18 protein-coding genes are annotated in these 22,680 nt (G+C 70.1%); 12 read left to right on the forward strand and 6 right to left on the reverse strand.

Going from position 1 to position 22,680, the window contains the following annotated elements:
• Positions 1 to 454: 454 nt before the first annotated feature.
• Positions 455 to 3,466 (forward strand): TonB-dependent receptor domain-containing protein, encoded by a 3,012-nt coding sequence (locus D8I30_RS07305; RefSeq protein ID WP_121482156.1) that lies wholly within the window; start codon positions 455 to 457, stop codon positions 3,464 to 3,466.
• A gap of 69 nt (positions 3,467 to 3,535) precedes the next feature.
• Here D8I30_RS07305 and D8I30_RS07310 read toward each other — a convergent pair whose 3' ends face one another.
• The gene (locus D8I30_RS07310) at positions 3,536 to 5,062 is read right to left on the reverse strand and encodes a hypothetical protein (protein ID WP_121482157.1); all 1,527 of its coding nucleotides are present in this window, start codon (positions 5,060 to 5,062) and stop codon (positions 3,536 to 3,538) included.
• A 136-nt stretch (positions 5,063 to 5,198) separates the two neighbouring features.
• Between D8I30_RS07310 and D8I30_RS07315 the strand changes: the two genes are divergently transcribed.
• Entirely contained in the window at positions 5,199 to 6,461 is a 1,263-nt protein-coding gene (locus D8I30_RS07315) for a dicarboxylate/amino acid:cation symporter (RefSeq protein WP_121482158.1), read from the forward strand.
• Positions 6,462 to 6,495: 34 nt separating this feature from the next.
• On the opposite strand, the gene D8I30_RS07320 is transcribed toward D8I30_RS07315, so the two are convergent.
• The 3 genes from D8I30_RS07320 to D8I30_RS07330 form a co-directional block, all read right to left on the reverse strand.
• Positions 6,496 to 6,711, reverse strand: coding sequence for a hypothetical protein (locus D8I30_RS07320; protein WP_121482159.1), 216 nt, complete (start codon positions 6,709 to 6,711; stop codon positions 6,496 to 6,498).
• 73 nt (positions 6,712 to 6,784) lie between these two features.
• Positions 6,785 to 9,427 carry a M14 metallopeptidase family protein gene (locus D8I30_RS07325; protein WP_121482160.1) on the reverse strand — a complete coding sequence of 881 codons (2,643 nt, stop codon included), beginning with the start codon at positions 9,425 to 9,427 and terminating at the stop codon, positions 6,785 to 6,787.
• A gap of 239 nt (positions 9,428 to 9,666) precedes the next feature.
• Positions 9,667 to 10,617 (reverse strand): CPBP family intramembrane glutamic endopeptidase, encoded by a 951-nt coding sequence (locus D8I30_RS07330; RefSeq protein WP_121482161.1) that lies wholly within the window; start codon positions 10,615 to 10,617, stop codon positions 9,667 to 9,669.
• A gap of 386 nt (positions 10,618 to 11,003) precedes the next feature.
• Here D8I30_RS07330 and D8I30_RS07335 point away from each other — a divergent pair, with 386 nt between their 5' ends.
• The 4 genes from D8I30_RS07335 (at position 11,004) to D8I30_RS07350 (ending at position 14,178) form a co-directional block, all read left to right on the forward strand.
• Positions 11,004 to 11,303 carry a PadR family transcriptional regulator gene (locus D8I30_RS07335; protein WP_121483435.1) on the forward strand — a complete coding sequence of 100 codons (300 nt, stop codon included), beginning with the start codon at positions 11,004 to 11,006 and terminating at the stop codon, positions 11,301 to 11,303.
• A gap of 14 nt (positions 11,304 to 11,317) precedes the next feature.
• Positions 11,318 to 12,466 carry a hypothetical protein gene (locus D8I30_RS07340; protein WP_121482162.1) on the forward strand — a complete coding sequence of 383 codons (1,149 nt, stop codon included), beginning with the start codon at positions 11,318 to 11,320 and terminating at the stop codon, positions 12,464 to 12,466.
• Between the two features lie 67 nt (positions 12,467 to 12,533).
• A complete protein-coding gene (locus D8I30_RS07345) occupies positions 12,534 to 13,667 on the forward strand; it encodes a bifunctional transcriptional activator/DNA repair enzyme AdaA (RefSeq protein ID WP_121482163.1) in 1,134 nt (377 codons plus the stop codon).
• Positions 13,648 to 14,178: a methylated-DNA--[protein]-cysteine S-methyltransferase gene (locus D8I30_RS07350; protein WP_121482164.1), complete on the forward strand. Its 531-nt coding sequence runs from the start codon at positions 13,648 to 13,650 to the stop codon at positions 14,176 to 14,178. Before D8I30_RS07345 ends, D8I30_RS07350 begins: the two co-directional genes overlap by 20 nt.
• Here the strand turns inward: D8I30_RS07350 and ilvA are convergent, their stop codons facing one another.
• A complete protein-coding gene (gene ilvA, locus D8I30_RS07355; RefSeq protein ID WP_121483436.1) occupies positions 14,179 to 15,738 on the reverse strand; it encodes a threonine ammonia-lyase, biosynthetic in 1,560 nt (519 codons plus the stop codon).
• A gap of 346 nt (positions 15,739 to 16,084) precedes the next feature.
• On the opposite strand from ilvA, the gene nadA reads away from it, so the two are divergent.
• From nadA to D8I30_RS07380, 5 genes are all read left to right on the forward strand, one after another.
• A complete protein-coding gene (gene nadA, locus D8I30_RS07360; RefSeq protein ID WP_121483437.1) occupies positions 16,085 to 17,164 on the forward strand; it encodes a quinolinate synthase NadA in 1,080 nt (359 codons plus the stop codon).
• A 163-nt stretch (positions 17,165 to 17,327) separates the two neighbouring features.
• On the forward strand, positions 17,328 to 18,167 hold the full coding sequence (locus tag D8I30_RS07365) for a metalloprotease (protein ID WP_121482165.1): 840 nt from the start codon (positions 17,328 to 17,330) through the stop codon (positions 18,165 to 18,167).
• A 4-nt stretch (positions 18,168 to 18,171) separates the two neighbouring features.
• A complete protein-coding gene (locus tag D8I30_RS07370) occupies positions 18,172 to 19,740 on the forward strand; it encodes an L-aspartate oxidase (protein ID WP_121482166.1) in 1,569 nt (522 codons plus the stop codon).
• Positions 19,741 to 20,616 carry a carboxylating nicotinate-nucleotide diphosphorylase gene (gene nadC, locus D8I30_RS07375; protein ID WP_121482167.1) on the forward strand — a complete coding sequence of 292 codons (876 nt, stop codon included), beginning with the start codon at positions 19,741 to 19,743 and terminating at the stop codon, positions 20,614 to 20,616. It begins immediately after the preceding gene.
• A gap of 74 nt (positions 20,617 to 20,690) precedes the next feature.
• Positions 20,691 to 20,906, forward strand: a complete 216-nt coding sequence (locus D8I30_RS07380) for a hypothetical protein (protein ID WP_121482168.1) — start codon at positions 20,691 to 20,693, stop codon at positions 20,904 to 20,906.
• A 26-nt stretch (positions 20,907 to 20,932) separates the two neighbouring features.
• On the opposite strand, the gene D8I30_RS07385 is transcribed toward D8I30_RS07380, so the two are convergent.
• Positions 20,933 to 21,940 carry a cell wall hydrolase gene (locus tag D8I30_RS07385; protein WP_121482169.1) on the reverse strand — a complete coding sequence of 336 codons (1,008 nt, stop codon included), beginning with the start codon at positions 21,938 to 21,940 and terminating at the stop codon, positions 20,933 to 20,935.
• A gap of 452 nt (positions 21,941 to 22,392) precedes the next feature.
• On the opposite strand from D8I30_RS07385, the gene D8I30_RS07390 reads away from it, so the two are divergent.
• The gene (locus D8I30_RS07390) at positions 22,393 to 22,590 is read left to right on the forward strand and encodes a hypothetical protein (RefSeq protein ID WP_121482170.1); all 198 of its coding nucleotides are present in this window, start codon (positions 22,393 to 22,395) and stop codon (positions 22,588 to 22,590) included.
• The last annotated feature ends 90 nt before the right edge of the window (positions 22,591 to 22,680 follow it).

A 22,680-nucleotide genomic window follows, 5' to 3' on the forward strand; every position in this document is an offset into this window, starting at 1 on the left:
ATGCCGGGATTGGGCGTGTGGACGGGCTTGCTCGGTTTCGACGGGGAACGGGCCATGAACATCAACCTAGTGCGCGCGCGAAGACGGCGCCAGAGCGGCGCGTGCCGGCCGCTGCCCTCAAATCCGCCGCGACGCTACCACAGGTTGAACGCCAGCCTGCCTTTTTGTGGTGAATCTCTCGCCACAACTGGGGCAATTCCGGCGTATTGAAGCCTTATTTTGCACAAATATGTTCAAATCTGACAAAATAACGGTCCGAACTCGGCCTTTGCGCGTCAAAAATGCCTCACCGTTTCGCCTAACTATGCTTTTTTGAAAGAATTTGGTTGATGGGGTGACGAGCCAGCCATAGCCATGCTGTGAGCCAAGAAACGTGAAGTCGAACATTGGTTTTTCAGCATCGTTCACTGAACGATGTGATGTTCAGTAATAATTATCAGGTACACAGAGGCTTATGCGCACTCGTAAAGACTACCTGCTGGGCACGACGATGGCGGCTGGAGCCGCCGCATTGTCGATGACCATGCTTGTTCCGGGGGCAGCGCTTGCTCAAAGCGCTACGAATACTGGCCAGGAAGCGACCCAGGTCGACGAGATCGTCGTCGTCGGTTCGCGCATCCGTCGCGACAACTATAACGCGCCGTCGCCGACCCAGGTCGTGACGCGCGAAGAAGCGACCCTGCAGGGCTTCGCCTCGACCACGGAAGCGCTGCAGAGCACGGCCGTCACGGGCGGCACCGCGCAGATCAACAACTCCTACGGCGGCTACGTCACCAACGGCGGCCCCGGCGCCAACACCATCGGCCTGCGCGGCATGGGCCCGAGCCGCACCCTGGTGCTGCTGAACGGCCGTCGCGTCTCGCCGGCCGGTTCGCGCGGCTCGGTCGGCTCGGCCGACCTGAACGTGCTGCCGACCGCCATGATCGACCGCGTCGAGGTCCTGCGCGACGGCGCCTCGTCGGTGTACGGCTCGGACGCCGTGGCCGGCGTGGTCAACATCCAGACCCGCAAGAATTTCGAGGGCCTGACCCTCGAGGCGCAAAGCAACCTGCCGCTGGAAGCCAACGGCAACGGCGGTTCGACCCGCCTGTCGCTGACGACCGGCGCCCGCGGCGACCGCTGGCGCGCCGCCGGCTCGGCCGAGTTCTATGAGCGCGACGAACTGACCCTGCGCGACCGTGAGTTCACGCGTTGCCAGACCGACGGCCGTCGTCCGACCGCCGCCGGCGTGAGCCGCGACTTCATCGACCCGCTGACCGGCCAGTCGAAGTGCTATCCGATCACCTCGACCGGCTCGAACGGCACGACGATCAACACGATCGGCGTCGGCGTCGACGGCGGCCTGAACGCCAAGGGCGACCGCGTGTTCAACGGCGTGGCGGGCACCCCGGCCGCGGGCGCGCCGAACGTCCTGTTCAACCGCTTCCGTCCGAACTCGGGCGTCACCGGCGCGATGGCCGGCTTTGAAGGCGTCGGCGGCACGGGCGTGAACGTCAACGTGCGCGACACCTTCGACGACCGCATGCTGAACCGCTCGCTGATCTCGCCGGTCGAGATCGCGACCCTGTACGCCGAAGGCGGCTATCAGCTGAACGCCCTGGGCAACGCCGAAGTCTATGGCGAATTCCTGGTTAACCAGCGCAAGTCGTCGCAGACGAGCTTCCGCCAGCTGGCCCTGGACTACGCCAAGGACAGCCCGCTGATCCCGTCCAGCCTGGCCTTCAGCACCTTCTCGGGCGACCAGGGCCTGAACAAGGGCGCCGACATCGGCGTGCGCGCCTTCATCGGCTTCGGCAACGACACCGCCACCCAGGAGCAGGTCTTCAACCGCAACGTCGTGGGCATCAAGGGCGACTTCTTCGTCCCCGAATGGCGCTATGACCTGTCGGCCGGCTATTCGCGCTCGCGCTCGGAATACGTCAACAACCAGTTCCTGACCAACCGCCTGATCGAGTCCCTCGACGTCGTCTCGAACGGCGCCGGCGGCTTCCAATGCCGTGAACTGGCCTCGAACCCGGGCTGCGTCGCGGCTCCGGCCCTGAGCTCCCAGGTCATCGGCGGCGTGCTGCCCAAGAGCTGGGTCGACTACGTCTTCCGTCCGGTCAAGGGCATCACCGAGTACAAGGAAGCCATCGTCAGCGCCGGCATCGACGGCCCGCTGTTCGACCTGCCGGCCGGCAAGGTGATGGGCTTCTTCGGCGCGGAATGGCGCAAGTCGGAAATCGACGACACGCCGGGCCTGGATAGCCAGAACGGCAACACCTACAACTTCTCGACCTCGGCCATCACCCGCGGGTCGGACTCGGTGTGGGAAGTCTTCGGCGAAGTCGAAGCGCCGCTGCTGCGCGACGCCCCGTTCGCTCGCGAACTGAGCCTGAACGCGTCGTTCCGCTACACGGACTACGACTCCTACGGCGACGACACGACCTACAAGGTGGGTCTGGTCTATCAGCCGATCGACATGCTGACGTTCCGGGCCACCTACGGCACCTCCTACCGCGCCCCGGCGCTGTTCGAGCAGTTCGTGGGCGCGACCTCGGGCTTCCTGGCGGCCGGCAACGACCCCTGCAGCGAGTTCGATGCCGACGGCGCCTCGCCGAACCTGATCGCCAACTGCGCGGTCGAGGGCCTGGACCACACGTTCCAGCAGAAGTCGAGCGTCGCGGTCATCACCAAGGGCGGCGCGGAAGCCGGTCTCTCGGCTGAAACCTCGACCAACCTGACGGTCGGCCTGGTCCTGCGTCCGACCCTGCCCGAGGGCTGGGGCGACTTCGCCTTCGCCGTCGACTACTACGAGATCGAGGTGAAGAACGGCGTGGCCCAGTACGGCGCCGGCAACATCCTCGAGCGCTGCTACGACTCGAACGCCGCCGACTTCGCGGCCGACGTGGGCTTCTGCTCGCTGGTGTCGCGCGACGCCGGCGACAAGCGCCTGACGGTGCAGAACGGCTACGTCAACCTGGCCACGGACATCGTCAAGGGCCTGGACTACACCGCTCGCTACCGCAAGGACGTGGGCCCGGGCTCGGTGCTCGCCAACCTGGCGGTCACCCAGTACACCCAGGTCGCCAGCAAGCTGTTCAGCGAAGATCCGCTGGTCGAGTACAAGTCGCGTCTGAACAACCCGGAGTTCACCGCCACGGCCGACCTGTCCTACGCTTGGGACAAGTGGCGCGTGCGTTACGGCGTCGAGTGGATCCAGGGCACGTCTGACTACGCCTATCGTCGTCAGAACCCGGCCACCAGCCAGTACGACCTCGAGACCGACGACTACTACCTGCACAACACCTCGGTGCAGTACACGGGTGAAGGCTGGACGGTCACGGCCGGCGTTCGCAACCTGCTGAACGACAACCCGCCGACGATCTCGTCGGGCTACAACAACCGGGTCGGCAACGCCCCGCTGTACTCGGGTTACGACTACCTGGGCCGGACGGCCTTCGTGAACCTCACGAAGTCCTTCTAAGCCGAACCTGATTTCAGGTTGAGGAGAGGGCGGCGGACTCCGGTCCGCCGCCCTTTCTGCGTTCAGGGCCTAGAATTGCGCCGACAGGGAGGGGACGGCGAAGGGGCGGGCCACGGCGTCGAACGCGGCGCGGACGTCGGGGCGGGCCCGCACCTGGCGGTGCAACTGGTCGATCCGCGCGTCGAAGGCGGTGGGCTTGGGCGGCTGAAGTCGGTCGTGGAATTCGAGCGCCGCCTCGGCCGCCAGGGCGGGGTCCTGCAGGCGTCGGATCAGCAGCTCCGCGACCGCGTCGGCGTCGCCGCGGCAGGCCAGGGTGTACTGATAGGCGCCCGGCGCGTCGCGCCAGTGCTCGCGCATATAGGCCAGGGCCGCGTCGGCGACGGCGGACTGGCCGGCGAGATGGCCTCCGCAGGCGCGCACCTGCTCCGCCTGCATGACGCCGTAGGGGCTGGCGTGGGCGGCCTCGACCGCGGACACGGCGGCCAGGGCCTCGGACGGCCGGCCCTGCCGCAGATGCAGCCAGCCCAGATTGATGACATGGCTGACCCGGTCGCTGTCGAGCCCGGCGGCGATGGCCTCGCGCTGGGCGACGACGGCCTCGGCTTCGCGGCCCAGTTCCTGAAGCACGCGGGCGCGCGTGTCGGCCAGCCAGGGCCGCCGCTCGGCGTCGCGCGACCCGGCCGCCGGCGCGGGCCGGGCCAGAAGCGCCTCGGCCGCGGCGAGCGCCTCGTCGAAGCGGGCGGCGTAGAACAGGCTGTCGACCCAGTCCATGGCGGCGTCGAACGCGGCCTCGGGCGCGGCGGCGGCGGCCTCGCGCTCCGCCAGGTCGCGCGCATAGGCCGCCGCGATGTCCAGCCGTTCGGCGCCGTAGGTTGCGACCAGGCCGTCATAACGGCGCAGGCCGCGCAGTTGCAGCACGCCGGGCCCGGAGCGAATGCGCTCGACCACCGCCAGGGCCTTGTCCTCGGCGCCGCGCTCGAGCAGGCCGTCGATGTGGTCGAGCCAGACGTAGGTGATGTGCGGCGCAGCCCAGTTCGCGGCGAGAAGCTGCGCCTGGACCGCAAAGCGCCGCTCGGCGTCGACGCGGGAGTCCCGGGCGAAGCTGCGCAGGAAGTCGTCGCTCAGCGCGTCCAGCGTCGCCGGATCGCGCGCCAGCAGCGCGGCCAGGACATCGGCGGCGGCGTTGCGGTCCTCTGTCGCGAGCTGGGCGTTGATCAACCCGATCCAGACGTCGTCGTAGGGACTGGCCGCCGCGACGGCGGCCTGCAACTCGGGCAGGGCCTCGGCGGCGCCGTCGAGCTCCAGGGTCGTCAGGGCGATGATGGCAAGGACGCCGTGCCGGCCCTCGTCCGGCAATTGCGGAAAGTCTGGCGAGCGCCTCATCTGGCGCGCGACCGCCTGGAGGCGGGGAGCGTCTTCGGCCTCCACCGCCGCCTGCATCTCCTCCGCCAGCTCCGGCAGCGACATCTGCTTCAGCGTCGTCTTGGCGTCCCGCGCGGCGGCGCAGGCGGGCGCGGCGGCGAGGGGAGAGAGGGGGCCGGCCCCCAGCAGAAGCGCGATGGCGACGGCGGCGCCGCGCACGGTCAACGATGACATGGATCTTTTCCCCCCTGGCTTCGCAGCTTAGCCGCAGCGGATCGGGAGGCAAGTCGAAGATCGGCGGTCGATGAAATGGGGCGGCGTCTTGTCAACTTCCGCTGGCGCGTTTCGCGGCGGCTGCTAGCGTGGCCGCATGAAATCGGCGCGTTCCTTTCTGACCTCCCTCAGCACCCTGGTGCTTCTGTCGCTGGTGCTGGGCCTTCTGGCCGGCGCGGCGGCGCAGCGCTGGGGCCTGCCGGGCGGGCACGTCACGGCCGACTTCATCCAGGCCCTGGGCCAGCTATGGCTGAACGCGCTCAGGATGACGATCATCCCCCTGGTGTTCAGCCTGCTGGTGACGGGCATCGCCTCCATCGCCGACGCGGCGCGCACCGGGCGGCTGGCGCTGAAGGCAGTGGCCTGGTTCGGCGGGCTGATCGGCTTGGCGACTATCTACGCCGTGGCGGCCGCCTACGGTCTGCACGCCCTGTGGCCGATCGACCCGGAGGGCGCGCGCCTGCTGCTGGCGATCAAGCCCGAGGGCGCCGAGGGCCTGGGCGCCGGCGCCCCGTTCAGCGAGTTCCTCAAGACCATCGCCCCGGCCAACCCGATCCGGGCGGCGGCCGAGGACGCCATCCTGGGCATGGTGGTGTTCGCCGTCTTCTTCGGCTTCGCCGCCTCGGGCCTGCCCGACCGGCTGCGCACGCCCCTGATCACCTTCTTCGAGGCCGTGGGCGAGACCATGATCGTCATCGTCCGCTGGGTGCTGAGCGTCGCGCCGCTGGGCGTCTTCGCCCTGTCGATCGGGGTGGGGCTGACGGCGGGGGCCAGCGCGGCGGGGGTGCTGCTGCACTATGTGGCGCTGATCTCCCTGGCCTGCATCGGCATCGGCCTGATCTTCTATCCGCTGGCGGTCGTCTTCGGTCGGGTCGGCCTGGCCCGGTTCGCGCGGGCGGCGGCGCCGGCGCAGGTGGTGGCCTTCTCGACCCAGTCGTCCCTGGCCAGCCTGCCGGTCATGGTCGAGCGGGCGGTCGACGAGCTGGGCGTCAAGCGGGCGACGGCGGGGCTGGTCCTGCCGCTGGCGGTGGCGGTGTTCCGCATCACCAGCCCCGTGGCCAACCTGGGCGTGGCCATCTATTGCGCCCATCTGTTCGGCATCGAGCCCTCGGCGGGGCAACTGTTCGCCGCCATGCTGACGGCGGTGCTGATCTCCATCGGCACCGTGGGCCTGCCCGGCCAGGCCAGCTTCTTCGCCTCCATCGCCCCCATCTGCATCGCCATGGGGGTGCCGCTGGAGCTGCTGCCCCTGCTGCTGGCGGTCGAGGTCGTGCCCGACATCTTCCGCACCCTGGGCAATGTCACCGCCGACCTGGCCGTGGTCCGCATCGTTCAGGGCGGCGAGGCAAAGGCGGATTGATCCGCGGCCCGTTCGATCGGGCTGAAGGCGAGGCTCAGTCGCCGTCCATCGCCTCGAACATGGCTTCGGCCTCGTCGAAGTCGTCGTAGTCGAGGCGTTCAGGCGGGCGCAGGATGACGAAGCGGGTGAGGGCCGGCGCGTCCGGCTCGCTGTAACGGTCCCATTGCCAGAAGCTGCGGTCGACCCGGCTTTGCAGCAGGGTCCAGTCGCCCTCGTCGTCGGGCGGTCGCGGGACGTGGTGGTCGCTCATGGCGCGGGCTCCCTGGCTGGGGCGCCAGGAAAGCCCGCGCGGCCGCGGCTGTCAAAAAAGGACGCGGCCGGCCTCAGTCCTCGCCGCCGGCGCCTGACGTGTGGGCCGGCCCGCGGAAGACGGCGTTGAGGAACAGCGGCTTCAGGCCTTCCAGGAAGGCGCGCATGGTCACGTCCTGGGTGAAGGCGACGACCTGGCCGCGGCCCACGCCCGAGACCATGGCGACCGGCTTGTAGGCCAGCTGGCGGCGGTTCTCGGCCCACAGCTGGCCGGACGCCAGCACCTGATCCGGCCCGGCCAGGCGCACGACGTTGGTCCCCTGGTCGCGGTTCAGCGGGGTGTAGATGTCCGAGCCGCGCACCATGACGCTGAGCTCCGGGGCCACGCCCGCGCCCAGCCAGTGGTCGTTGTCCACCACCGCCCGGGCCAGGACGCCGGCCACGGAGTCGGGCGCGCCGTGGTGGCCGGTCAGGGCCAGGTATTCGGCGTCGGTGGCGATCTCGGTCCCGGCGGCCTGCTTGTCTGTCTTCTTGTCGGCGTCGCCGTCGGAGGCGACGGCGCTTTCACGGCGGCTGTCCAGCAGCTTGGCGTCGGGGTCGGTCAGCAGGCGGCTGGCCGCGCCCACGCCGATCAGGACGCCGCCCGACTGGACCCAGGCGCGCAGGTTGGCGACGCCGCTTTCGCCCAGGATGCGCTCATAGTCGCCGCCCGAGGGCAGGATCAGCACCTGGTAGCGCGACAGGTCGGCGTTCGACAGGCGCCGCGTGCGCACCGCCGTGACGGGCCAGCCGTATTCCCGCTCCAGCACATGGCGGATGGCGCCGGCCGATTCCGGCTCGGTCGGGTCGTCCCAGGCCATGGCCACGCGCGGGGCGGTGATGGCGGTCGCCTTGTCCGAGCCCACGCTGGGGCCGTCCGAGACCCAGGAGGTGGCCAGGGCCGTGACCCGGGCGCCGCTGGCGGCGGCGATGCGGCGCACGCGCTCGTCCAGGTCGGCCGGGGCGCCGGCGCGCGGCACGATGAAGGCGCCGCCCGGATAGGCGCGGCCGTCCAGGGTGAAGGCCTCCTCGATCGAACGGACCGGCAGCTTCTCCTTCAGGGCGGCGGTCAGGAAGCGCATCCCCGCCGTGCCGGGGTGAATGGCGTAGCCGTAGGCCGCGTCGGTCCCCGCCACCGCGACGGGGCGGACCAGTTCGGGGCCGACGGCCGTCGTCTGGACCGAGGGGGCGCCCGCGCACTTCTGGCTGGGCACGTTGAAGAGCAGCGGCAGGGACCAGCCGGTCAGGTCATAGATCTCGTCGCCCAGGCCGCGCGCGCGGCGCGCCTCCTGCTCGGCCAGGAATTTGGGATCGAGCGGCACGTCCTTGGCCAGCAGGGTCTCGGCCATGCGGCGATGCGGCTGGGCCAGGTTCACCACATAGTCGCCCGCCTGATAGCTCTGGCCGCAGGCGGAGAAGGCGGCCGTCGCGCGCCCGACCTCTAGGCCCGAACGCACCAGCAGGCCCGCCAGCTTGTCGGCGGCGGCCGGGTCGGCGGCGGCGGAGCGCGACAGGACATAGGCGCCGCGCCCGCCCGCGACGCCGTCGCGGTGGAAGGCGTAGAAGTCGCTGAGCAGCTTCTCGCGGTCGCGGGCGGCGGTCTCGATGGTCGACAGGGTGGCGGTCAGGTGGCCCTTGACCGTGTCGGCGTAGGTCAGGATCTCGCCCGAGGAGCGGCGCGCCACCAGGCCGCGCGACGAGCCCTGCTCATAGGTCATGGAGACGGCGCCGAAATAGGCCGGCCAGCCGTCGCCGTAGCCGGGATAGAAGGCGTCGAAGGTCTCGCGCGTGAAATAGTCCAGCCCCGCCTGGTCGAAGCGCCCGGCGGTGTTGCGGCCGAACCGCTCGCGCGCATCCAGGATCGGCGGATAGATCCAGGGGTTCAGCGGCTGGGCCTCGGGCGGGAAGAAGAAGCTCGAATCCGTGCCCATCTCGTGGGAATCGACCACCACCTGCGGCCGCCATTCGCGGATCAGGGCGGCGTGGCCCTGCGTCTCCGGCTGGGACTGGATGAACCAGTCGCGGTTCAGGTCGAACAGATTGTGGTTGAAGCGGCCCGACGGCCAGGGCTCGGCGCGTTCGGCCGACAGGGGGTCGCCGTTGGGCTCCGCCCCCAGACCCGCCTCGAAGCTGTTGATGAAGCGCTCGCGCCCGTCGGGGTTCTGGGTCGGGACGAAGACCACCACGACGTTCTCCAGCCACCCTTGCGCCTCGGCGTCGGCGGCGTCGGTCAGGCGCCGCGCGGCGGCCAGGGCGGCGTCGGCGGGGCTGATCTCATTGCCGTGGACGGAATAGGCCATCCAGACCACGGCCGGGGTGTCGTTGATCAGGGCGCGGGCCTGCTCGGGGCTGGTCCGGCGCGGGTCGGCCAGGGCGTTGGTGGCGGCCTTGATCGCCTCCAGCCGGGCGATGTTGCGCGGCGAGCCGACGGCGGCCCAGAACAGGGGGCGGCCTTCCCAGCTGGTCGCGTAGTCGCCGATGACCATGCGGTCGGGATTGGCGGCGCGCAGGGCCTCGAAATAGCGGCGCACGTCGGCCGATCGGGTGATGCGCTCGCCCGACGCATGGGCCAGCACCGCCTCCTGCGTCGGCGGCGTCTGCTGCGCCAGAACGGGCGTTGCGGCGGCGAGGACCAGGCTGAGCGCGAGCAGCGGCCGCGCGGCGAGACGACGAGACATGAGAACTTCCCCCTGAGAACGGCCAGCTTAGGCGCCGTTTCAGGCGGATGGGAAGGCGGGGCGTCAAAACCGGCTCGTGCGGCCGCTCGAGACCCGGGCTCGGCCGAGCGTGGCCATGACCGCATCACGCCAGGGAGCGGCCTTCTGGAAGGTCAGTTGGGGGTGGAAAGCGGACGCATCGTTGAGTGCTTACGCGGTCGACTGAGCCAAGCTTGACGTTTCGCGCTTCTTGCTACGGCTCAAGCAGCGCTCGGTACGACCGGGCTGGGGCCTGCTCCAGCCCGTCGGCGCGCCAGCACCTCCACGACCGTCACTACGATGGCGATCGTGGCGAGTTCGGGAGCAAGGACAACCCAAGACACCTCCTGCGCCTGAGTCACCGTTGACATCGGTGACCAGATCAGGGCGAGGAAGAGATTGTTGGCGAAGTGGGACCCGATGGCGAACTCCAGTCCGCCAACGCGCAACGCCGCCCATGTCCACCCCATTCCCGCCAAGGTGCGTTGGAGAAAGGACACTGGGTCGGGATCAAGATGTATGGCCGAGAACATCAGGCCGTTCATCAGGCAAAGGACCAGGGCGCGACGCGTGATCAGCCCGCTTACGCGGAGAACCACACCGCGAAAGATAACCTCCTCCGCCGCCGCCGCGATCAGCAACGCTCCAGTCATCGCTGCTGCGTAAAGGATGCGCGTATGCCCGACGTAGTAGGGATCGAACACTGGCGGTCTCCATTCACCGCCCATCCTGAGGGTGAATGGGATCCACAGGATCTGGATCGCCGTCATCAGCAAGATGCCGACACCGAACAACTGCAAGTCGAAGCGTCTGCCGGGCCATAGGAATTGGCCGAGAGGCGCACGCCACGTCAGGCAGGCCGCTGCGAGGAAACTGATCGAGACAAGGCCCATCGCCACGGCGAAGATCAGCGTTCGTATACTCTCTTCGACGAGACGGAGTGGGTTATCATTCAGTTGATTACCCAAAGCGGCCATGCGGTCATCCAGTCCGGGCACAAACATGCCGATGACGACCAAGGCGACCATGGGCGCGAGTATCGACAGGACGCTGATCGGGATGAAGGCGGCCAGACGCAGCCAAGGTCGTGTGCAGGAAAGACGCGCGGTCATGGTCGACCCCGCCGCGTGCGTCATCGTCTCCGCAAAACCGATCTTGAACGATAACGCCATGACGCAAACGTTGCATGCGCGGCCGCTGGGGGTCCAGAGGCTTCCGCGTCAATATCCGAACCATTAGCTCAGGTGCCGAGGCCGCCCTAGGTTGGTCGAGAAGCACTTTGTGAATCGCGAACAATGTCCGCAACGGGTCGAACTCGGTCCGAAGGGCCTCGCCCGAAAGCGGATGTCGGCGCGGCCCCGCCGCGACACAGACCTCTTCGCTCCATTGCTCCCGCCGCGCCGTTCTTGAGCGGCCTTGAGCGGACGCCGACCGGGCCTGACGGTTCCGGGTAACGAAAGTCTTTGACAGACTCGCACAGTATGTCCCATACACTGTGTATCACACACTATGTGACGGCAGGTGAGGCGCAGCGGTGGATCAGGCCCTGTTCGAGACGATGCGGCTGGAGCTGCGGCGCGGGACGCTGGTCCTGGCGGTGCTCGCCTGCCTGCGGAGCGAACGCTACGGCTACACCCTGCGCCAGGCCCTGGCGGCGGACGGGCTGGAGATGGAGGAGTCCACCCTCTACCCCCTGCTGCGGCGGCTCGAGAGCCAGGGGCTGCTGACCAGCGAATGGCGCGAGGAGGAGAAGCGCCGCAAGCGCTTCTACGTCCTGTCGCCGGGGGGCGAGGCCATGCTGGCCGCCCTGACCGAGGAATGGCGCGGCCTCAACGCCTCGCTGGAACGGATGCTGTGAAAGGGACGGGCGCGATGGACATCATCGACCGCTATCTGGAGGCCGTGGCGGCGCAGCTGCCGGTCGAGGACCGCGACGACATCGTCGCCGAGCTGCGCGATCTGATCCTGAGCCGGATCGAGGCCCGGGAGGAAGAGCGGGGCCGCGCCCTCGGCGACGAGGAGAAGGAGGCCATCCTGCACGAGATCGGCCACCCCCTGGTCGTCGCCGCCCGCTACCGCCAGGGGCCGGACAGCCTGATCGGGCCGGCGCTGTTTCCCTATTGGCTGTTCGGGGCCAAGGCCGGGCTGATCGTCATCGGGGCGGTGCAGGCCCTGGTCCTGCTGCTGCGGGTCATGACCGATCCGGCCGATTTCGGTCAGGCCGTCGCCCAGGCCTTCCATGGCTTCTTCTCCGGCGGGCTGACCCTGCTGGGCGCCCTGACCCTGGCCGGGGCCGTCATGGAGCACTACGGGATCAAGCCCGTCTGGTTGACGAAGTGGCGGGTCGGCGACCTGCCGGCCTTCGGGTTCGCCGATCCGGCGAAATGGGGCATGGCCGTGGGGTCGGGCGCCAAGGCGGCCAGGGACGGGGCGAAGGCCGCCGCCGCCAAGGCGTCCGCCGAGCCGCGGGCCTGGGGGCAAGGGGTGCAGACGGCGCCGGCGGCCGAGGCGCTGTGGTCGCTGATCGGGGGCGGCGTCTTCGTCCTGTGGTGGATCGGCGCCCTGCACATTCCCGGACTGAACAATTTCGGCCTGAGGGGCGGCGACCTGGTGGTGAGCGCCGCGCCGATCTGGGGCCTGCTGTTCGCGCCGATCCTGGCCTGGGCCGTGGCGGGGATCGCCGTGGATGCGACCGGGCTGATCTGGCCCCACGCGGCGCGCCTGCGGGCCTTCCTCAAGATCCCGCTGGCGGCGGCCGGACTGTGGCTCGGCTGGCGGCTGTTCCAGGCCGGTCACTGGTTCACCCTGGCCCAGGGCGATCAGACGGCGCCGATCAACGGCGGGCCAGCCAGCGTCAGCCTCGAGGCCCTGCGCGCCATCAACGAGGCCGGGCGCGGCCTGGTCGACACGGCCATGACCCTGTCGACGGTGCTGAGCTGGGTGCTGGCGGCGCTGATGCTGGGGCTGGCGCTCGATATCCTGCGGCAGATGTGGCGCATTTCGACGATGAAGGGCTGCTGAAGCGATCCGGCGCCGTCATGTCCGAAAACCGCGAGACACGGCGGCGGCGCGGGCGCATTCTGGCGTCATGGACAACGCCCGCGACAGTCTGGATCAGGAGGCCTGCTACCGGGCGGTCCTGACGCGCGACCCGCGCTTCGACGGGCGCTTCTTCACCTGCGTGAAGTCCACCGGCATCTACTGCCGTCCCGTCTGCCCGGCGCGGACGCCCAAGCGTGAGAACATGATCTTCCTCGCCAGCGCGGCGGCGGCCGAGGAGGCGGGCTTTCGCGCCTGCCTGCGCTGTCGGCCCGAGACGGCCCCCGACATGGGGGCGTGGCGCGGCACGTCCAATACGGTCAGCCGGGCGCTGAACCTGATCGAGGCGGGGGCCCTGGATAGCCACGCCGAGCATGGGGGCGACGTCGACGCCCTGGCCGCGCGGCTGGGGGTGGGCGAGCGGCACCTGCGCCGCCTGTTCCGCCAGCACCTGGGCGCCGCCCCGGTCAGCGTGGCCCAGACCCGCCGCGTGCTGCTGGCCAAGGCCTTGATCCACCAGACCGACCTGCCCATGGCCGAGGTGGCCATGGCCTCCGGCTTCGGCAGCGTGCGGCGCTTCAACGAGACCTTCCAGGCCCTCTACGGACGGCCGCCGTCAACGCTGCGGCGGCGGGCGGAGCGGCCGTGGGACGCCAAGGCGAATGAGGGCGTGCGCCTGAGCCTGCCTTACCGACCGCCTTATGAGGTCGAGGCCATGCTGGCCGCCCTGAAGGCGAACGGCGAGACGGTCGAGGGCGGCGTCTGGCGCCGCGTCCTGACGCCCGCGACGGACGGGGCGGCGGGCGAGGTCTCGGCCCGGTTCGAGGACGGGAACCGCCTGGCGGTCACGGCGGCGCTGGACGACCTCAAGGCCCTGCCGGGCGTGCTGGCGCGGGTGCGGCGGCTGTTCGACCTGTCGGCCGACCCCGAGGCCATCCGGCGCGACCTTTCGCTCGATCCCTGGCTGGCGCCCTTGGTCCTGGCGCGGCCCGGCCTGCGCCTGCCGGGCGCCTGGATCGACGATCAGGGCGACATGGCCAGCGACCGGCTTGAAGATCACAGGCTCGCGGCGCGGGCCGAGCGATGGCGGCCTTGGCGGGCCTACGGCGTGCTGCACCTGCGCGAGGCGGGGATCGACGGCATGGCGATCACGGAGAACGATGATGAAAAAGACGCAGCCTGAAGTCTTCACCCTCGACCGCATCGCTACGCCCGTGGGCGAGGTGCTGCTGGTCACGGACGCCGACGGCGCTGTGCGCGCCTTCGACTTCACCGACTACGAAGCGCGGATGATGACGCTGCTGGCCCGCCACTACGGCGAGGTCCGGCTGATCGAAGGGCGCGCGCCCGAGGCGGTGCGAGCCGCCGTCGCCGCCTATTTCGACGGCGACCTGACGGCGCTGGACGGGCTAGCCGTGAAAACGGGCGGCACTGACTTCCAGCGCGCCGTGTGGGCGGCGCTGCGCACCATTCCGGCGGGCCAGACCTGGAGCTACGGCCAGCTGGCCCACGCCCTCGGCAAGCCCGCCGCCGTGCGCGCCGTGGGTCTGGCCAACGGGGCCAATCCGATCGGCGTCATCGTGCCGTGTCATCGGGTGGTCGGCGCCAACGGGACGCTGACCGGTTATGCGGGCGGGCTGGAGCGCAAGCGCTGGCTGCTGGCGCACGAAGGGGCGGCGACCCGTCTGCTGTGATCAGGTCGCCCCGTCCAGGAACAGGCGGCAGGCCGGGTTGTCGGTCTCGTCGACGTAAGGGTAGCCCAGCTCATCCAGCGCGGCCGTCAGATCCGCCGCCTGGTCCGGCGGGACGCTGATCCCCGCCAGCACCCGGCCCGCATCGTCGCCGTGGTTGCGATAGTGGAACAGGGTCAGGGCCCAGGCGGGCTGCAGGCTGTTGAGAAAGCGCAGGAAGGCGCCGGGCCGCTCGGGGAATTCGAAGCGCAGCAGCCGCTCGTGCGGCAGGCCGATGGTGCGCCCGCCGACCATGTAGCGGACGTGCAGCTTGGCCGTCTCATTGTCGCTCATGTCGACCACGGCATAGCCGTCGGCGGTCAGCCGCTTCAGCAGGCTCTCTTTTTCCTGCCCTAACGCCTCACGCGCGGCGTGAGGCTGCTTGAGGGCGCCTGGAGGAGGCGTCAGGGCCACGCCGACGAAGATCTGGGCCGTGCCGTCGCCGGACCAGCGGTAGTTGAATTCCGTGATCGCGCGGCCGTCGAGGCTCTGCAGGAAGCGGTGATAGTCCTCGCGCCGGTCGGGCATGGAGACCGCGAACAGGGCCTCGGCGCCCTCGCCGATCTCGGCGCGCTCGGCGACGTGGCGCAGGCGGTCGAAATTGACGTTGGCGCCCGAGTTGATCGCCACCAGCGCCCCGGTTCCCGAATGCCGCGCCGCCCAGGCCTTCATGCCCGCGAGCGCCACCGCGCCCGACGGCTCGGCCACGGCGCGCACGTCGTCGAAGATGTCCTTCATCGCCGCGCAGATGGCGTCCGTGTCGACCAGGACGATCTCGTCCAGCAGCTCGCGGCACAGGCGGAAGGTGTGGTCGCCCGCCCGGCGCACGGCCACCCCGTCGGCGAACAGGCCGACCTGATCCAGGGTCACGACATGGCCGGCGTCGATGGCGCTCTTCATCGTCGGGGCCTCGGCGGGCTCGACGCCGATGAGGCGCGTCTCGGGGCGCAGGAAGCGGACGATGGCCGCCACCCCCGCCGCCAGGCCGCCGCCGCCGATGGGGATGAAGACGGCGTCGATCGGGTCCGGGTGCTGGCGCAGGATCTCCAGCCCCACCGTCCCCTGGCCGGCGATGACGTCGGGATCGTCGAACGGATGGACGAAGGCGGCGCCGGTCTCTTGCTCCAGCGCGCGGGCGTGGGCGTAGGCGTCGTCGAAGCTCTCGCCGTGCAGGACCACGATCCCGCCCAAGGCCTGGACCGCCGCCACCTTGATGCCCGGGGTGGTGGTCGGCATGACGATGGTCGCCGCCGCCCCGCGCCTGGCCGCCGCCAGGGCCACCCCTTGGGCGTGATTGCCGGCCGAGGCGCAGATGACGCCGCGCGCCAGCTCGGCCTCGGTCAGGGCCGCGATCTTGTTGTAGGCGCCGCGGATCTTGAACGAGAAGACCGGCTGCAGGTCCTCGCGCTTCAGCAGGGCCGGCCGCCCGATCCGCGCCGACAGCCGCTTCAGCGGGTCCAGCGGGGTCTCCTCGGCCACGTCATAGACGCGGGCGGTCAGGATGTGGCGGACGGTGTCTTGCACGATGGTCTCGGTGATCATGGGTAGGGAGGATGAAGTGTGTCCTCGTTTAGGTGATCCTGGCGCGCGAGAGAATGAAAATTGCGCGTTATCCTTCTCCCCTTGCGAGAGAAGGTGGTGGCCGGAGCCCGTCGGATGAGGGGGCTCTCAACGGTGGTTGGCTGAGCCTGTCCTGAAAAGCGCGGCGCAACCCCTCATCCGTCTCGCTGCGCGAGCCACCTTCTCCCGCAAGGGGAGAAGGAAGGTTTTAGGCTTGCGTCGGGGGCGGAAGGGCCTACATTGTCCCTGCTTATGCTAAGTTTGAGCATAAGTCGGAGCCGCGCAGACGGCCGTTGCAGGAGTAGGGATGATGGCGGACGGCGCTTTCAGTCTGTCGAAGGAACTGGCGGAAGAGACCGCCCCGGTGTGGGACAAGGTCAAGGACTTCGTCACCCCGCTGGAATGGCCCGAGCAGGCCCGGCTGATCAGCGAGATCAATGCGCTGAAGAAGCAGCGCGATGCGGTCATCCTGGCCCACAACTACATGACGCCGGAGATCTTCCACGGGGTCGGTGACTATGTCGGCGACAGCCTGGGGCTGGCCAAGGAGGCGGCGCGCTCGGACGCCAAGGTGATCGTCCAGGCGGGCGTCCACTTCATGGCCGAGACGTCCAAGATCCTGTCGCCGGACAAGACGGTGCTGATCCCCGACCTGCGCGCGGGGTGTTCGCTGGCGTCCTCGATCACGGGGGCGGACGTGCGGCTGATCAAGCAGCGGCATCCGGGCCTGCCGGTCGTCACCTATGTGAACACCACGGCCGATGTGAAGGCCGAGACCGACATCTGCTGCACCAGCGCCAACGCCGTTCAGGTGGTGGAGTGGGCGGCCAAGGAGTGGGGCGTCGACAAGGTCATCCTGATCCCCGACGAATACCTGGCGCGCAACGTCGCGGCCCAGACGACGGTGGGCATCATCGCCTGGAAGGGCCGCTGCGAGGTGCATGAGCGCTTCACAGCCGACGACATCAAGGAGATGCGCGCCGCCTATCCGGGGGCCGAGATCCTGGCCCACCCGGAATGCCCGGAAGAGGTGCTGGCGGCGTCGGACTTCGCTGGGTCGACGGCGGCGATGATCGACTATGTCGAGGCGCGCAAGCCGAAGCAGGTGGTGATGATCACCGAGTGCTCCATGGCCTCGAACGTCAAGGGCGACGTGCCCGGCGTCGACTTCATCGGCCCGTGCAACCTGTGCCCGCACATGAAGCGCATCACCCTGGAGAACATCCGCGACTGCCTGCGCGACATGAAGTTCGAGGTGACGGTGGCGCCGGAGATGGCCGAGCGCGCCGCCCTGGCGGTGCAGCGGATGATCGACCTGCCGCCGCCGTCCAAGCCCGCGCGCTACGATCTGGTCAAGGCGCGGCATCACGTCGACGTGGAGCTGATCTGATGGCGGGCGCTGCTGTCCTTCTCCCCTCGTGGGAGAAGGTGGCCGGCGGAGCCGGACGGATGAGGGGGAGGTTCGCCAAGCCCATGACGTTGAGCCTTTATCCGGCCGCCCCCTCATCCGAGGCGCTGCGCGCCCCACCTTCTCCCACGAGGGGAGAAGGACAATGAGCGCCGAGGGGCCTTGGGGCTCGCGCGACGGGTCGGCGCCCGCGCCGGACCCCGCCCGCCGCTTGAGCGGACCGCGCGCCGCGCCGCGCGAGGACAAAGGCCAGCACCCGGTCTGGGCGGTGGTCTCGACCCTGCTGATGGCGGGATTCCTGTGGCTGGTGACCGGCAGCTGGGTGGTGGCGGTGGCCGTCCTGTTCGGCCTGTTCGTGCATGAATACGGTCATGTGCTGGCGATGAACCGGGTCGGCATGGGGCCGGCGCGCATCTACGTCATCCCCTTCCTGGGCGGGCTGGCGAAGGGCCAGCGCGAGCCGAAGAGCGAATGGCACGGGGTGCTGGTGTCGCTGGCGGGGCCGGCGTTCGGCCTTCTGGCCATGCTGCCTTTCGTCGGCCTGTGGGCCGCGACGGGCGGGGACGCCTGGCTGATGGGCGCCTTCTTCATCGCCATGATCAACCTGCTCAACCTGCTGCCGGCGCCGCCGCTGGACGGGTCCAAGGCCCTGGGGCCGGTGCTGACGCGGGTGCATCCGCGGCTGGAGCAGGTCGCCCTGCTGGCCGTCGGCGGCCTGGCCGTGTGGTGGGGACTGTCGACCGGGCGGCTGATCCTGGCGGTCTTCCTGGGGCTGGCGGTAATCGGCCACCTGAAGCGCGGCGTGTGGCGGACGGCCTGGGGGCGGCTGAGTTGGCCCGAGGCGGGACGCAGCCTGGCGCTCTACCTGTTGACGGCGGCGGTCTGCGCCGCGGCGGCGATCGGCGCCCTGCTGCCGCTGACGGGCGGGGCGGTCGAGCCGGCCCTCGAGATGGGTCTGCGCTTCTTCGGAGTGGGAGGCCGCTAGGCCGATGGCGCGCATCCGTCATGACGGGCCGCTGATTATCGGCGGCGGGCTGGCGGGACTGTCGGCGGCGCTGGAGGCGGCGGACGCCCTGGGCCCGAACGGCCAGGTGCTGGTGGTCACGCCCGAGCCCCTGCTGAACGCCTGCGCCTCGGCCTGGGCGCAGGGCGGGATGGCGGCGGCCCTGTCGCCGACCGACAGCGCGGCGCTTCATGCGAAGGACACCGAGGGCGCGGGCGCGGGGCTGGTCGAGCCGGTCGCGGCGCGCGCCCTGACGATACGCGGCCGCGAGACGGTCGAGTGGCTTGCGGCGCTGGGCGCGCCCTTCGACCGCGAGGCCGACGGCGGCTTCTCCGTCAGCCTGGAGGCGGCGCACAGCCTGCCGCGCGTGGCGCGGGTCGGCGGCGACGGCGCCGGGCGGGCCATCCTGTCGGCCGTGGTCGCCGCCGCGCGGGCGGTGAAGGCGATCACCATCTGGGAGGACGGGCGGCTGCGCGGCCTGATCCGCGACGTCGACGGCCGGGTGCGCGGCGCGGTGATCGAGCGGCGCGGCGGCCGATTGGACGAAGTCTTCGCCCCGGCCGTGGTGCTGGCCACCGGCGGTATCGGCGGCCTGTTCGAGGTGACGACCAACCCCTCCGCCCTGCGCGGCGAGGGGCTGGCCCTGGCGTATCAGGCGGGAGCCGAGATTCTGGACCCCGAGTTCGTGCAGTTCCACCCGACGGCCATCGACGTGGGATTGGACCCGGCGCCGCTGGCGACCGAGGCGCTGCGCGGCGAGGGGGCGCGGCTGGTCGACGGCAGCGGGGCCTTCCTGCTGGGCGAACATGCCGGCGCCGACCTGGCGCCCCGGGACATCGTGGCGCGCGCGGTGCACGCGGCGCGCATCGAGGGGCGCGGCGCCTTCCTGGACGCGACGAAGGCGGTGGGCGAGGCCTTTCCGCATGAGTTCCCGGCCGTCTTCGCCGCCTGCATGCGCGCGGGGCTGGACCCGCGCGTCAGCCCCATCCCGGTGGCGGCGGCGGCCCACTATCACATGGGCGGGATCGTCGCCGACGACGAGGGACGCACGACCGTCCCCGGCCTTTTTGCGATCGGCGAATGCGCGGCGACGGGTGTGCATGGGGCCAACCGGCTGGCGTCCAACTCCCTGCTGGAGGCGGGCGCCTTCGGGCGACGCGCGGGCCGGGCGGCGGCGGCCGAGGTCCAGCCCGAGCGGCGGCCGCTGGCGGCGGCGCAGGCGATGACGGATCTGCCGCCCGAGGCGCTGGCGGCCTTGCGCGCCGCCATGACGCGCTATGCGGGCGTGGTGCGGGACGAGGCGGGGCTGACGGCGCTGCTGGCCCTGATCGACGACCTGGCGAAGGCCCACCCGACGGCGGCGTGCCTGACGGCGGCGCGTCTGGTCGCGGAGGGGGCGCTGAACCGGCGCGAGAGCCGGGGCGGCCATTATCGCCGGGACTTCCCCGGCAGCCTGCCGCAGGCGGTGCATACGCGGATGCGCCGGGCGCCCGAGGCCGTGCGTGACGAAAAGGTCGAGGCGGCGACGCTCGCCGTCTTGGCCGCCGTGATCTGAATGACGAAGGACTCTCCCGTGACCCGAACCCTGCCGGACCTGCTGATCGAGCCCGTGGTGCGCCTGGCCCTGGCCGAGGACCTGGGGCGCACGGGCGACGTAACGGCGCAGGCCTGCATCCCCGAGGACGCCCGCTTCAGCGCCGTCTTTTCGGCGCGTCAGGCCGGGGTGATGGCGGGCGGAGCGGTGGTCAGGATCGCCGTCCACGCGCTCGACCCCCAGGCGACGGTGACGATCAAGGTCGCCGACGGCGAGGCCTTCGAGGCCGGGACAGTGCTGGTCGCGGTCGAGGCGAACGCCCGCGCCCTGCTGGCGGCCGAGCGGACGGCGCTGAACCTGCTGGGCCGGATGTGCGGCATCGCCACCCTGACGCGGACCTATGTGCAGGCGGTGGCGGGGACCAAGGCGCGCATCGCCGACACCCGCAAGACGACGCCGGGCCTGCGCGCGCTGGAGAAGCACGCGGTGGCCTGCGGCGGCGGGCTGAACCATCGCTTCGGCCTGGATGACGCCATCCTGATCAAGGACAACCACGTCGCCGTCTGCGGCGGCGCGGGCGAGGCGGTGCGCCGCGCCAAAGCCTTCGCCCCGCACCTGATGAAGGTCGAGGTCGAGGTCGACGGCCTGGATCAGCTGGACGAGGTGCTGCCCGAGCGGCCCGACGTGATCATGCTGGACAATTTCAGCCTGGACGACATGGCCGAGGCGGTGCGCCGCGTGCGCGCGGGCGCCTTCGGGCCGGTGGTGCTGGAGGCGTCGGGCGGGGTGAACCTGACGACCGTGGCGGGCATCGCCGCGACGGGGGTGGACGTCATCTCCGTGGGCGCCCTGACCCATTCGGTCACCCAGCTGGACATCGGTCTGGACGACCGCTGATCGGAAAATCAGGGGAACGCGGCGGCCGGCGGGCCGTTTCCTTGACGCGGGGGCCGGCGTGAAAGGATCACCCCATGAGCAAGGCGCCTCATGTGCCCAAGGAGCAGCGCAGCTTCGCCGATCACGGCGCGCGCTCGATCAAGGAGGCGGGCGCCGCCGACCGGCGCGACGCGGCCGACGGGACGCAGTCCGGCCAGCCCGGCGACGCGGACGTCAACCTGAGCCAGCAGGGCCGCTACGGCAATCTGAAGCAGAACCTCACCACCCACTGGAAGACCCAGGACCGGTGAGGATTAGGCTCAGTCGTCGGTGATTATCAGGCCCCGGCGCCCATGACGGGGGCGGTCCCGTCGGCGGCGCGGGTCTCGGCCTTGCCCGAGGTCAGGGCCTCGCGCGCCAGCACGGCCGTATAGGCCACGGCGCCCGAGGCGTTGCGGGCCGTCTCGACCGGATCGAGGCTGGCCTGGATCAGGCGCGGCGTCTCGACGGCGCTGGAGGGACGCGGGTTGTAGGCGAAGGCCTGGTTCGACCCCGAGCGGCCGCCGAAGCGGTAGAACAGGTGATCGCCGACCTGGCTGACGCGGATCAGGCTGTTGCGCCACGAGGGGGCCACCCCGGTGGTGTGGAAGTGGGTGGCGTTGCCGACCGGCGCGAAGACCTGGCCCGACAGGGCCTTGGTCGCCACGTCGCGGGCCCGGTTCCACGAGGCGCGGTTGACGGCGCCGCGCATGGCCCCGTTGCAGGTGAAGCTGAACTGGCAGCCGGTCTTGCGGTTGGCGCCCTGGAAGACGACGCCGCAGACGGTGTTGGGGAAGGACGGGTGGCGGGCGCGGTTCAGCACCACCTGGGCCACGGCCTTCATGCCGTCGCGGCCTTCGCCGCGCGCTTCGTAATAGACCGCCTGGGTCAGGCATTCGAGGTCGCGCGACTGGTCCAGGGCGCTGTCGAAGCGGAAGGGGCGGGCGGCCGTCACCTTGGTCAGGCCGTTGCGACGCAGGCCGTCCTGGCCCTGAAGCTGGTCGAGGCGGGCGGTCAGCAGCTCCGCCTGGCGGTCGCGCTGGGCCGAGCCGGCGACGGAATAGGGATCATGGCGCTGGGCGATGGCCAGGGCGCTGGCGTCCAGGCCGCCGGCGGCGGCGGCGAACGCTTCCTGGGTATAGCCCTCGGCGCCGGCGCCCTGCAGGCGCTCGGCCTGGGCGCGAACGGTCGAGGCCTGGGCGGCGAGGCCGCCCAGATAGGCCCCTCCGACTGCGAGTCCGACGACGCCGCCGAAGGCCGCCGCAGCCGTCGAGGGGCGCAGGCGGAAGGAACGGGCGGCGTGCATCAGCGCACGCGTCTGCGAGGAGAAAGACAAAGGCACGGTCCTGTACAGCAGGGCGAGAATGCCGCCCCTTGAGACGCCGGGCCCCGCAACAAATACGCGTCGCGTCGAAGGGGCCGGGCGGAAGGCCGACTGAAGCCAGCCCTTGAAGGCGGGCCTTTATCCATCCGTTTATGGCTCCAATGTGTCCGATTCGCTAGAATCCCAATTTCTGCAGCAGTCTGGATTTTGTCGCGAGTTATTACAGGCCGATATTTATGATGTGTCGGGAAAGTGGCTCAGTTGTGCTTGCGATTGCTGTATTTCTATGTTGAATGGTGATTTAGGCTCTATGATCGCCGACGTGGTTAAACTATTCGGGCCTGCTGCTTGTCTTGAGTGGCGCCATTGCGCCCAAGATGGGAACGAACCGCCGATTCCAGCGTTGCAAGCTGTGCTATTTCAAGGAGTTGCTTATGTCCCGTCTCGCCTCTCGCCTGCCCGTCCTCATGCTTGCGGCGGGCGGCGTCCTCGCCCTGTCGGCGTGCGGCCACACCATTGAACAGAAGGCCGCGACCGGCGCCGTGGCCGGCGCCGTGGTGGCCGGTCCGATCGGCGCGGCCGTCGGCGGCGCCGCGGGGGCGGCGGTCGGCCACGCCCAGAAGCCGCACTGAGTTCAGACGCCTGGGTCTGATCGCCTGACCGCCCTGGAGGCGGCGACTGGCCAACCGCGTCCGACGAGCATCATTTCGTCGAATTCAGCC

This window comes from Brevundimonas naejangsanensis (genome assembly GCF_003627995.1).
Classification (GTDB): Bacteria; Pseudomonadota; Alphaproteobacteria; order Caulobacterales; family Caulobacteraceae; genus Brevundimonas; species Brevundimonas naejangsanensis_B.